The sequence below is a fragment of the Negativicutes bacterium genome (assembly GCA_018052945.1).
GTDB lineage: Bacteria > Bacillota > Negativicutes > JAGPMH01 > JAGPMH01 > JAGPMH01.
On record JAGPMH010000010.1, the window covers coordinates 1 to 13,046 of the forward strand.

The 13,046-nt window shown below is 33.2% G+C and carries 11 protein-coding genes; 1 reads left to right on the forward strand and 10 read right to left on the reverse strand.

The genetic code is table 11. From position 1 onward, the window contains the following. Positions 1–23 precede the first annotated feature (23 nt). From KBI38_02620 to KBI38_02660, 9 genes are all read right to left on the reverse strand, one after another. A complete protein-coding gene (locus KBI38_02620) occupies positions 24–2,486 on the reverse strand; it encodes an AAA family ATPase (protein MBP8628957.1) in 2,463 nt (820 codons plus the stop codon). A gap of 125 nt (positions 2,487–2,611) precedes the next feature. Then, positions 2,612–4,051 (reverse strand): Asp-tRNA(Asn)/Glu-tRNA(Gln) amidotransferase subunit GatB, encoded by a 1,440-nt coding sequence (gene gatB / locus KBI38_02625; protein ID MBP8628958.1) that lies wholly within the window; start codon positions 4,049–4,051, stop codon positions 2,612–2,614. Continuing rightward, complete coding sequence (gene gatA, locus KBI38_02630) at positions 4,051–5,514, reverse strand: Asp-tRNA(Asn)/Glu-tRNA(Gln) amidotransferase subunit GatA (GenBank protein ID MBP8628959.1); 1,464 nt, start codon at positions 5,512–5,514, stop codon at positions 4,051–4,053. Before gatA ends, gatB begins: the two co-directional genes overlap by 1 nt. Positions 5,515–5,526: 12 nt before the next feature. Further along, positions 5,527–5,817 (reverse strand): Asp-tRNA(Asn)/Glu-tRNA(Gln) amidotransferase subunit GatC, encoded by a 291-nt coding sequence (gene gatC, locus KBI38_02635; protein ID MBP8628960.1) that lies wholly within the window; start codon positions 5,815–5,817, stop codon positions 5,527–5,529. Between the two features lie 110 nt (positions 5,818–5,927). After that, positions 5,928–7,064, reverse strand: coding sequence for an ABC transporter permease (locus KBI38_02640; protein MBP8628961.1), 1,137 nt, complete (start codon positions 7,062–7,064; stop codon positions 5,928–5,930). Continuing rightward, positions 7,061–7,996, reverse strand: coding sequence for an ABC transporter ATP-binding protein (locus KBI38_02645; GenBank protein MBP8628962.1), 936 nt, complete (start codon positions 7,994–7,996; stop codon positions 7,061–7,063). Before KBI38_02645 ends, KBI38_02640 begins: the two co-directional genes overlap by 4 nt. 11 nt (positions 7,997–8,007) lie before the next feature. Further along, positions 8,008–8,976 (reverse strand): efflux RND transporter periplasmic adaptor subunit, encoded by a 969-nt coding sequence (locus KBI38_02650; protein MBP8628963.1) that lies wholly within the window; start codon positions 8,974–8,976, stop codon positions 8,008–8,010. 19 nt (positions 8,977–8,995) lie between these two features. Further along, entirely contained in the window at positions 8,996–9,577 is a 582-nt protein-coding gene (locus KBI38_02655) for a DNA-3-methyladenine glycosylase (protein ID MBP8628964.1), read from the reverse strand. Positions 9,578–9,636: 59 nt separating this feature from the next. Next, entirely contained in the window at positions 9,637–12,090 is a 2,454-nt protein-coding gene (locus tag KBI38_02660) for an EAL domain-containing protein (GenBank protein MBP8628965.1), read from the reverse strand. A gap of 159 nt (positions 12,091–12,249) precedes the next feature. Here KBI38_02660 and KBI38_02665 point away from each other — a divergent pair, with 159 nt between their 5' ends. Then, positions 12,250–12,456, forward strand: a complete 207-nt coding sequence (locus KBI38_02665) for a KTSC domain-containing protein (protein MBP8628966.1) — start codon at positions 12,250–12,252, stop codon at positions 12,454–12,456. 41 nt (positions 12,457–12,497) lie between these two features. Here KBI38_02665 and lepB read toward each other — a convergent pair whose 3' ends face one another. Beyond that, positions 12,498–13,022, reverse strand: coding sequence for a signal peptidase I (gene lepB, locus KBI38_02670; protein MBP8628967.1), 525 nt, complete (start codon positions 13,020–13,022; stop codon positions 12,498–12,500). Between the last annotated feature and the right edge of the window lie 24 nt (positions 13,023–13,046).

Here is a 13,046-nt window from a genome sequence, read left to right on the forward strand (position 1 = left end):
ATTTACGCCTTTCTTGCTGATAATTACTGTTCAGTCTTTTTTGTTTTTTTAATTTCTTTATGATCTTTATCTTTTAATTTCCCTTTGGCCTCTTTAGCCATCTGGATAATTGCTTCATTATATTTATCTAATTTATCGACAATAGCACCGTGGAATGTTCCTTTTTTATACTTACCTTTAGCATTTGGTGTTCCTGCCACCACATCCGTTAATATCTCAATACCTTCATCAATTGTGGCTACCGGATATATATGAAATTTCCCCTTAGCTACTGCAGTTATTACTTCTTCATCTAATGATAATTCATTAACATTTTGTTTTGGTATCATTACCCCTTGTTCTCCAGTTAAACCTTGAGCTTTACAAACAGCAAAGAATCCTTCTACTTTTTCAGTTACTCCGCCAATCGGTTGAATTTCACCTTTTTGATTAACCGAGCCCGTTACTGCAATATATTGTTTTAACGGAATATCTGCAATACTGGACATAATCGCATAAAGTTCTGTACTGGAAGCACTATCACCATCAATACCGCCATATGACTGTTCAAAGGTAATGCTAGAAGTGATTGATAACGGTCGTTCTTGTGCATATTTTTGACCTAGATAACCACTGAGAATTAATACTCCTTTATTATGAGTTTTTCCACTCATGTCAGCTTCTCGCTCGATATTAATAATACCGCTTTTGCCTAGAAAAGTATTAGCTGTTATGCGTGAAGGTTTACCAAAACTATATTGACCGGCACCAATAACCGCCAAACCATTTACTTGTCCAACTTTTCGGCTGGAAGTATCAATTAAGATTTTACCTTCAACAAACATTTCTTGATAATATTCTTCATACTTGTTATTACGATAGCGTTTTTCTTTAATAGCTTTATCAATATATTTTTTATTAACTAAATTTTCATTATCAAGTCTTGCCCAAGCATCAGCTTCACATAACAACTCCACAATTTCATTAAACTGCGTAGTTAACTTGTTTTGACTGGCCGCACGACGACTGGCAAATTCGATAACTTTAGCCACCGCATCAACAGAAAAGTGTTTTAAGTTTTTTCGCTGTATAGTAGAAGTCACAAAACCAATTAATTTATTGATATTAACTTCATTGTTTTCCATTTTGTTATCAAAATCAGCATAGATTTTAAATAATTTACGAAAATCTTCATCATAGCTATAAAGCATATAATAGATATAAGGGTTACCAATTAAAATAACCTTAATGTCTACTTCAATTTCTTGTGGTTTTAATGATGCCATTGCCAACGCACCATATTGTTCGCCAAGATTTTCAATTAAAATTTTCTTTGTTTTTAAAACTCGTTTTAACGCTTCCCACGCCCCAAAATTAGTTAGTAAATCTCTAGCATTTAAAATTAAATATCCGCCATTAGCCCGATGAATTGCGCCCGCCTTAATCATCGAATATTCAGTGGAAACTACACCCATACGGTTTTCATATTCAACACGACCAATCAAATTATAATAAGTCGGATTTATTTCATAAACAACCGGTGCTCCTTCGCAATCTTTATTATCAACTAATAAATTTACAGCATATTTATTTTTATTATTATCTTTACTAAACGCTTTATAAAACGCTAATGGATTATTTTCTTCTTCTGGTGGTGCCGCTTTAAAGTCATTGATATTTTTTAAAACATCTTGTTTTACAGCTTCTAAGTATTTTATAACATCACTATAGGCAGAGTATTTTTCTTTTAATTCTTCAATAAAATGTCCAACTGCATATAATCCGACTTCACGATCCAATTTTTTTAGTTCTTCCCGTCCATCGCGATCAAGTCGTTGTAATTTACGCATTATATCATTAGATTTTTCATGGACTTCGCGTAAGGCAATATCAATTCTTTCACGATCTTCTTTCGGTAATTGTTGATATTCTTCCGGTGTCATTACTTTATCATTTTTTAGCGGAATCCCCACAAAGCCATTCGCCGTCCATTGCGGTAAAATTAGATTTTCTTCAGAATACTCATTGAATTCGTTAATTATTTCATTCTTTTTTTCTTTAATGGTACGCAATAAATTATTTTTAGCTTGTTCATAATCTTCGCTGTTAAATAATTTTTTCACGCCATGTTTTAATGTTAAAAAAAGTTCATGAATATCGGTTTTAAATTTTTGCCCCGTCCCGCAAGGTAATTTTATTGATAACGGCTGGGCTGGGTTGTCAAAATTATTAACATAACACCAATCACTTGGTGCTGCTTCTTTTTTAGCAATTAATTTGACTGTTTTTTGGGCATAAGTACGCTTACCAGTCCCGACCAAACCAGAGATATAAATATTATAACCGTTACTTTTGTTGAATAGTCCAAATTGGACTGCTTTTACGGCACGTTCTTGCCCTACAACATCGGTTATTGGCTCAAGATTTTCTGTCGTTTCAAAATCAAAACTACTAATGTTACAATTGTACTTTAATTGCTCTGCCGATAGCTCATTCCATTTCGCCATAATATCTAATCTCCTTTGTCTCTGAAAATGTTTTTATTTTAATTATACATATATTTTTATAAATAAACTACCATAATTATGAAAATAATTAAAACAGCGCACAGTAGCACGCTGTTTTATAAATTTTATTGTAATTTTTGTTGTAATAATTCATTAACCATTGCAGGGTTAGCTTTACCTTTACTTTGCTTCATAACTTGCCCTACTAATGCCCCAATCGCTTTTGCGTTACCACCTTTATAGTCTTCCACCGCTTTTTGATTAGCGGCTAAAACAGCATCAACAATTGCTTCAATTTCTTTAGTATCAGTGATTTGCACTAAACCTTTGTCTTGAACAATTTTAGCTGCATCATCTCCTGTTTTCCACATTTCATCAAAAACAGTTTTTGCGATTTTACTGGAAATAGTGCCTTTATTAATCAGTTCAATTAATCCTGCCAATTTTTCAGCCTTAACTGGTGAATTCGCAATAGCGATTCCTTCGGCATTAAGATTTTTCGCTAAATCACCCATCATCCAATTTGCCGCCAGTTTAGGATCAGCCTTATGACTAATAACTTCGTCAAAATAAGTTGCCATTTCAATTGTAGAAATCAAAATATTAGTATCATATTCTGATAAACCGCAATCTTCCATCAAGCGTTTTTTACGAGAATCCGGTAATTCCGGTAATTGTTTTCTAATTTCTTCAATCATTTCAGGTGAAGTGACAATTGGTACTAAATCAGGCTCCGGTAAATAACGGTAATCATGTGCTGCCTCTTTGCTACGCATTGAAACTGTTATTCCTTTAGCTTCATCCCAGGTACGAGTTTCCTGAATTACTTTCCCACCATCATCAAGAATTTCTGTTTGGCGTTCAATTTCATATTCTAAGGCACTTTGAATCATTTTAAAAGAATTAAGGTTTTTCATTTCAGCTCTGATACCTAATTTAGTTTCGCCAACTTTACGCAATGAAACATTGACATCAGCTCTTAAATTTCCTTCTTCCATTTTACAGTGTGATACATCAATATATTCTAATATTTGTTTGATTTTTTCCATATAAGCACGAGCTTCTTCTGGCGAACTCATATCAGGTTCTGAAACTATTTCAATTAACGGCACTCCAGTTCGATTATAATCAACACAAGCAGCATCAGAGTCGTTAATAGTATTGCCAGAATGCACTAATTTACCAGCATCTTCTTCCATATGAATTCTAGTGATACCAATACGCTTGGTTTTACCATCAACCTCAATGTCCAAATAACCATTTTCAGCAATTGGCAAATCATATTGCGAGGTTTGGAAATTTTTCGGCAAATCAGGATAATAATAATTTTTGCGATCAAATTTACTAAAACCATTAATCTGGCAATTAAGTGCCAAGCCAGCTTTAATTGCAAATTCTACTACTTTTTCATTGATAACTGGTAGTACTCCCGGTAATCCTAAGCATACCGGACAAACATTTGTATTTTGTTCTCCACCAAAAGTCGTACTGCAACCGCAGAATATTTTAGTGTTAGTTTTCAGTTCACTATGAACCTCCAACCCAATAACTGCTTCATAACTCATTATTTAGCCTCCCCTACTGGTGCAATACTTTTATGATATTCATTGTTTTGTTCAAAAGTATAAGCAGTACGAATAAGTGTTGCTTCATCAAGCGGTTTAGCAATAATTTGTAGTCCTACCGGTAATTCATTACTAAAGCCACATGGTACGGAAATGGCCGGCACGCCAGCTAAGTTAATCGGAATTGTACATACATCTTGCAAATACATTTTAATCGGATCACTAATCATTCCGCCAATTTTAAAAGCCGGTGTTGGAACAGTTGGCGTAATTAACACATCTACTTTATCAAAAGCCTTGTCAAAATCTTGTTTAACTAATGTTCTTACTTTTAAGGCTTTTAAGTAATACGCATCATAATAACCGGCACTTAAAGCGTAAGTTCCTAACATAATTCTACGTTTAACTTCCGGACCAAACGCATTACTACGTGTTTTTTTGTACATATCAATAATATCAGTACCATCAGTTCTATGACCAAAGCTAACACCATCATATCGAGCTAAATTTGAACTCGCTTCTGCCGGCGCTAATAAATAGTATGCCGAAACAGCATATTCGGTATGTGGCATAGAAACTTCGACAACTTCAGCCCCTAGGCTTTCTAGTTGTTTAACCGCATTACGAATAACCACTTCCACATCTTTATCTAAACCGTTAAAATATTCTTTCGGTAAGCCAATTTTCAAACCTTTAACATCGTTTTTCAAGGCAGCTGCAAAGTTTTCTGTTTCAGCCTTTACAGAAGTTGAATCTTTAGCATCATGACCACAAATTGCATTCATAACATGCGCACAATCCGTAACATCACGAGTTATCGGGCCAATTTGATCTAAAGATGAAGCAAACGCTACCAAGCCAAAACGCGAAACACGCCCATAGGTAGGTTTTAAGCCAACTACACCACAGTAAGAAGCCGGTTGACGAATAGATCCGCCAGTATCTGAACCTAATGTCCAAATAGCACTACCTGCAGCCACTGCGGCGGCAGAACCACCACTTGATCCACCCGGTACATATTCTAAATTCCAAGGATTACGAGTAACATGAAACGCCGAATTTTCGGTAGATCCACCCATCGCAAACTCATCCAAATTAAGTTTACCTAGCATAACAATATCTTCAGCTTGTAGTTTTTCCATTACTGTAGCATCATATGGCGGAATAAAATTATCTAACATTTTGGAAGCACAAGTAGTAGTGATGCCCTTAGTACAAATATTGTCTTTGATACCAGCTGGAATACCGGCTAATACGCTAATACTCTCACCACGAGAAATTTTTTCATCAACAATCGCTGCTTGTTTTAACGCCAAGTTTCTTGTTTCGGTAATATATGACTGAACTTTATCTTCGACTTCATCAATTCGATTAAAAACGCTTTGTGTTAATTCCATTGAAGAAATTTCTTTATTAACTAATAGTTCATGTAATTCATGTGCTGATTTTCTAAATAAATCCACTATTTCATTCTCCTATCCTTCAATTATTTTTGGAACTTTAAAATAACCATCTTCCTGATCCGGTGCATTAGATAACGCTAATTTACGCTCTAGTGACGGTTGTAATTCATCTTTACGAAAGACATTTTTAATTGGCAAAACATGGGCCGTTGGTTTAATACCTTCAGTATCAAGCTTTGTTAATAAGTCTGCATATTCCAAGAAATCATTCAAATTCCCTGTATATTGTTCTAGTTCTGTTTCTGAAAATTCTAAACGTGATAATAAAGCTACATTTTCAACATCTTTTAATGTAATTTTCATATTTTCACCATCCATTATTTATATCTAAATACTTTATATAAAGCATTTATCTTACACCGATAAATACATACCCTATATTATAACATGATTTTGTCACAGCAAAAAAGTTTTTATGATAATTTTTTCTTGAAACGATGAATTCCTAACATAATAACAACTACTGCATATAGCATCAATAATAACGTTTGTTGATATAAATAGCTAATGCCAACCCCTTTCATTATTATACCTCGTAAAATTTCCAAATAGTATGTTGCCGGAATCAAGTAGCCGATTAAATTAAAAAACAGTGGCATGGAATGACGGGGGAAAATAAAACCTGATAATAAAATTGTCGGCAATAAAATCCCAAAAGACATTAATAATGCTTGATCTTGAGTTTTGGCAATAGTTGAGATTAACATCCCCAGCCCTAGTGCCGCCAACATGAACGGAATGGTTAGAGCATATAATAACAACAAACTGCCAGTAATCGGCACATGAAAAATAAAATAGCCAATGATAATTGCTACTGTTATTTGAATGTAGCCGATAAAAATATAAGGAACGATCTTACCGAGCATTAATTCCCAAGTTTTTATCGGTGTCACAATTAATTGTTCAATAGTACCGCGTTCTTTTTCTCTAACTAATGCCATACTAGTTACGAGCACCATCGTCAAAGTTAAAATTATTCCTAATAATCCCGGCACCATAAAATTACTCGTCACTAGATTAGGGTTATACCAAGGTCGTGGTTTAATATCAATTGGTTCATCCTTAAAAGAAACAGCACTGCCACTGCTTTCCAAACGACCTTGAATAATTCCAATTGAAAGCATCTTACCAATAGCTTGTGCGGCATTTAACGCACTCGAGGCAGTAGTCGGATCTGATGCATCCAAAACAACTTGTACTTCAGAGCTTTCATGGCGATATATTTTTCTAGCATAATCATGAGGAATAACTATTGCCGCTTTCACTTCTCCCTTATCAATTAACGTAGCAACGTCTTTCGCACTATCAACATTATATTTTATTGAAAAATACTGTGAATTTTGAAATTTAGTAATTAATGCTCTACTTTCTTGAGTCTTGTCACTATCATAAATTGCTGTCGGCAAATTTTTCACATCAAGATTAATTGCAAAACCAAAAATGAGCAATTGAATAACAGGCAGAATCAACATCAAAATCAAGGTACCCTTATCTCTTCGCATCTGAATAAATTCTTTTTTTAATAATGCTTTCAACCGTAACGGTATCATTTCATCACCTGCTCTTTGCTAATTAAAGAAACAAAGATTTCTTCTAAGCTCGGCTGAACAACCTTTATATCACTATTAAAAATGTTATTATCATTCAATAACTTTGCTGTAACAGCAATACCACTTTCAACACCGATATAGTTAGCATGAATATAATTACCAATCTTATTAACACCGTTATAATATTCTTTCGAGTGCAGTAAATTAATAACTTTTAACATCTCAGGGCTATTAATTTCCAGTAACTCACCCTTTAACGCATGTTGACGCAGATATGCTAAATTTCCATTAGCAATTATTTTTCCACCATAAATTACTACTAATTCATCACTTTGTTCGGCTTCATCCATATAATGTGTACTGACCATAATCGTTGTACCATTTCTTGATAAACTATAAATAATATTCCAAAAACTACGCCGCGCTACCGGATCAACCCCCGCTGTAGGTTCATCTAAAAATAAAACTTTCGGATCATGTAAAATTGCACAACCCAAAGCTAACCTTTGCTTCGTTCCGCCCGATAAAGTTCCGGCTAAAGAATCTTTTATTTCACTTAAGAATAATTGTTCTAACAATTCATCTATTCTTAATTTCGCCGCTTCCTCATTTAAGCCATATACTCCGGCATAAAATTTTAGATTTTCCAATACCGTTAGGTCTAAATATAAACTAAATCGTTGTGACATATAACCAATTTTGCTTTTAATTTCTTCAGCATCTGTTACAATATCAAGACCTAAAATTTGGCCTTGCCCCGCAGTCGGAGTTATTAGTCCACATAACATTCGTAAGGTTGTAGATTTACCAGCACCATTTGGACCTAAGAAACCACATATTTGTCCCGGTTTTATCGCTAAGTTAACTTTGTCAACAGCCACTAGATCACCAAATTGTTTCGTTAGATTCTCTACTTTTATTGAAAAATCCATTACTAGTCCCCCTAAATCTCAACATCCGCTGGCATCCCTGGTTTTAAATTATGGTTACTTGTAGTAATTTGAACCTTAACACCATATACTAAACTAGCTCGCTCATCTTTAGTTTGCACAAATTTCGGGGTATATTCAGCTTCATCAGCAATTTCCTTGATTTCTCCTTGAAAAATTTCTTGAGGAAAAGCATCCACTTTAATTTTAACCACTTGCCCTAAATAAATTTTACCAATATCATTAGTCGAAATATATATTCTAATCCATAAATCATTTAAATCAGCAACAGTTAAAACTTGAGCTCCAGTTGTTACATATTCACCATTATTATAATTTTTATCAATCACTACACCATCTAGCGGTGATTTTACTAAAGTTTCATCTTCTTTTACTTTTGCATTCAATAATTGAGCTTGATTTTGCTCAACTTGGTTTAAAGCTATCTTTATTTGTTCCTCCCTAGCACCGGCTAAGGCTAACTTATATTTTTCTTGAATAGATTTATATTGGTTTTGTGCTACGATAAAATTATTCTCATACTGCTCTAGTACGCTAATTGGTATTGCATTTTCATTATACAGTGCATGATAGCGTAATAAATCGTTGCTGGCTTTGCCCATAGTAGCTTCAGTTTCTGCTAATTGCCATTTTATCTCTGCTATTTCTTCCGGTCTCAAGCCATTTTTTAAGTCTTGTAAATTTGCTTGAGCAACTTTCACCAATGCTTCTTGAGCCTGTGTTTGTGCAATAATATCATTACGTTCTAAAACTGCAATCACTTGATTTTTATTAAGTTTATCTCCTTCTTGAACCTTTAGTTTAGCTAGCTGACCATAAGTTTTAGCATTTACATTTACTTTAGTTGTTTCAATAATACCACTAAAAGATAGGTGTTCTACTTTAGTAGAACTATATAGATATATTGCTACTATTATGACCAGTAAACTAATAATTGTTATTAGTTTTTTTAGTTTATCCATCTACTCACATCCTAAATTTTCATTTTGACAAAAATTTATTACCTTCAATATAAAAACGCCATTCAAACTCAGTCGCTTCTTCAGCATAATCAATATTAATCCGCTTAGACTTATCTATACTTTTAAACTCTTCAGTTCTTTTTTTTATATAAATTGGTGGCTTTAAAAGGGAAATACCATTTAATGCTCTGTTTATTCCAAAAGCTTGACAAAGTTTACCCGGACCATTGCAAAGCATTTTAATCTTACTTTGTTTTCTATATTCCTGCATTATTTCAATTCCTTCCATTGGTTCTAGCGCTCTTATCAAAACAGCTTGGGCTTGATTATTCTTACCAGTTACAATATTAAAACAATTATACATTCCATAAATCAAATATATATAAGCCAGTCCTGCTTCACCAAACATCACCGCATTACGAGCTGTCACACCCTTAGCTGCATGTGAAGCCTTATCATCAATCCCGCCATAAGCTTCAGTTTCTACTATTTTCCCTGATAAAATCCCTCTCTTAGTTTCATATGTTAAAATACAGCCTAATAATTCTTGAGCAACGACAACAGCTTCTTGTTCAAAAAATTTTTTATCTAAAATATGCAAGATTTCACCTCATACTTTAATACCCTGTAACTTAACTTATAGCTGTTACAGAATATCGGTTATTTATTATATGTTATTAATAATTTAGTCATTTCAGCTTCAGCCAAAGGCTTAAAGAAATAATAGCCTTGAATTTCATCGCAATTATGATTTTTTAAAAACTCTAATTGTTCTTTTGTTTCTACACCTTCGGCAATAACATTCATCCCAATACTCTTAGCTAGCACTATAATTCCTTTTGCTAAAGCTTCATCTTTGTGATCAATGCCTATCCCTCTAATAAATTGCATTGCAACTTTGAGTCGGTCCACCGGCAGGTGTTTCAAATAACTCAGGGAGGAATACTCTGTCCCAAAATCATCAATAGCGATACTAACACCAATTTGCCTAAATGCATTTAAAGTATTTATAATATAGCTTTTTTCTTTCATGGCAATCGTCTCAGTAATCTCTAATTCCAAGTATTGTGGTGCTAACTTTGTCTCCTTTAACACCGCTTCTACTAAGTTTAATAAATCATTATTATGGAATTGTCTTAACGACAAATTAACACCCATCCGAATTTTCGGTAGCCCTTGTTCTTGCCACTTTTTATTTTGTTGACATGCAGTTCTTAACACCCATTCACCAATCGGTAAAATCAAGCCAGTTTTTTCAGCAATCGGAATAAACTTAGCTGGTGATATTAACCCCATTACAGGATGTCGCCACCTTATTAACGCTTCTACGCCCATAATTTGATTATTATGACAACTAAGTTGCGGTTGGTAATAAAGCTCAAGTTCATTTTTTTCAATCGCTCGATATAAGTTAGTACTTAATTCCATCGTCTCATTCGCAACATCTTTCATTACCGGTGTGCAAAATAAGTATTGGTTTTTTCCGTTTTCTTTCGCTTTATACATAGCAATATCCGCATTTTTAATTAGCATATCAGGAGTTTGTCCATCAGCCGGATAGACAGCAACACCAACACTTGTTGTCAAAAAATAATCTTGGTTTTCCAAATGAAATGGTTCTTGGAAACAATTAACGATTTTATTGGCAATAAGTTCTACCCCTGAACAATTATCTAACTCTTCAATGATAACAATAAATTCATCACCACCATGTCTGGCAATAACATCAGATTTCCTTAAAGTTTTCAGCAATCTTTCTGCTACTTCTTGTAAAATCTGATCGCCCATCCCATGGCCTTTACTGTCATTAATCATTTTAAACCCATCAATATCTAAAAACAAAACAGCCATACACTTATTATTTCGTTCTGCCAAAGTTATCGAGTGCACTAGTAATTCATTTAATAAATTACGATTAGGCAGTCCTGTTAAAGTATCATGGTAAGCAATATATTTTATTTGTTCTTGAGTTTTTTGATGCTCTAAAACTTCATCTTGTAATTTTTCAATGGATTTTTTAAGGGCACTTTCACTTTTACTTAAAAATAGTTGTGACCGTTCCAAAGCTCCTAGCATCCCATTTATTTCATTAGAAACGTCGGTTAACTCATCATCAATATTTTGTCTTTTTAACCTTACACTTAAATCTTTGCCTTCACCAATTTTCCTAATATCATTACTTAATTCTTGAAAGCGTAATAAAATTCCTCGGTCTAAGATAACCGTGATGATAATAGCAAAGAGAAAAAACAATCCTAACAACAGCCACAACGTTGCTTTTATCCCCGCCTCCCCAATATTATTAATATCGCGGTTTTTCTCGATGCTAAGCAATAATAAGTGTTTACCATCTATATCATCTAAAAAAGCTCGCCCGATTATTTTTTGATCACTAACCGCATCAATTTGAATTTTATCATCTTTTAAATCAAAAATTTTTTGATCATATTCAAAATCTTTTAAAAAAGTCAGCTTAATTTCTGAGCTTAATTCTTCTCCGATATCAGCAATCTTTTTTTCAGTAAAATTTGCTCCTAACACAATATAGCCATTAATCGGACCTTCACCAGCACTAGTTAAAATTGGACAAATTGATAATAATATCAAATCTTTTCCGTTTAAAGTTACAATACCAGATTTACGATATTTGACATCATTATTTTGTAATAAACTATGATCTTTTATATACTTTAGTAAAGCTTCATCGATAGGAACACTTTCTTTTTTTTGTAAATCATAACCTTCGCCATGTACCAAATTACCCTTATTGTCAATGAATAACATTATATTTATTTTTAAGTTATTTAAGGTATCTTCTGATAAATTTGCTTTAATATATTCTGGATTTTTGTCTATCATAAATTGATAGCTATTATCCCAAACAGCCCAATCCATTACGATAGTATCAAGCACTTCAATTTCCTTGAATATTTCCTTTTTTGTTCTTTCAACATTTTCTATAATATATTTATCTTCGAGTATATTAATTTTATCTTGCATTACAGTATGTAAAATAAGATAAACCATTCCAGTCGTTAAAATTAACATAACCGCCATGATTCCAATAAATCTAGTGCGGATTGATTTAAACCATTTAGATTTTTTATTCATCATAAAATCCCCGTTCATTAAAGGATATAATTACTTTATAAATTCTGGATTAAATCATGATATCCTGCAATTAATATCATTTGTTAAAAGTCTTTATATTTTACAAATGAAGGACTTTCGACCTAAATGTAGTATTTATACACTAGAAAGAGGTGATTGCTAATGAAAATGACTCCTATTGAATCAACTTATGTCAATGCGGTCGGCTATCAAGATGAAATTTTAGCAATTTATTTTACTAATGGATCACTTTATTATTATTTAGCAGTACCTGAACTAATTTTTAATAATTTATTAGAAGCAAGTTGTAAAGGATTATTTATTATGCAGAATATTAAGAACAAATTCGTAGCAAAACAGATACTATAATAAAAAAATGCTAACTCTAATTTTGAGTTAGCATTTTTTTATTATAAAGTTTTCAACTCATTAAAAGGCCAAAAGACAACCATTGCTTTTCCTTTTATTAGTTTGTACGGCACAAAGCCGACTGACTTTGAGCGACTGTCATCTGAATTATTACGATTATCACCCATTACAAAAAGGTGTCCCGCCGGAACTGTTGCTAATTCATAAGAGCCTCTAGTTTCGCGAGAAAGGTACTCTTCTTTTTGTAATTGATTATTAACAAAAACTTTACCATCTTTAATTTCAATAGTATCACCAGGAGTTGCGATAACTCTTTTGATATAATCTTTTTGCGGATCTGCCGGTGATTGGAAAATTAAAACTTCACCTTTGGCCGGCTCTTTAAAACGATAAATAAACTTATTAACGACCAGTCTTTCATCACCCATTAATGTTGGTTGCATAGAAGGTCCGGATACTTTATATAATTCCACAATGAAATATCTTATGAAAAATGCTAAAACAACTGCTATGGTAATAGCAATAACCCAATCTTTTATTTCTTCAAATATTGATTCATTACTCATAATAGTACCTCCTAAAATAAGTAA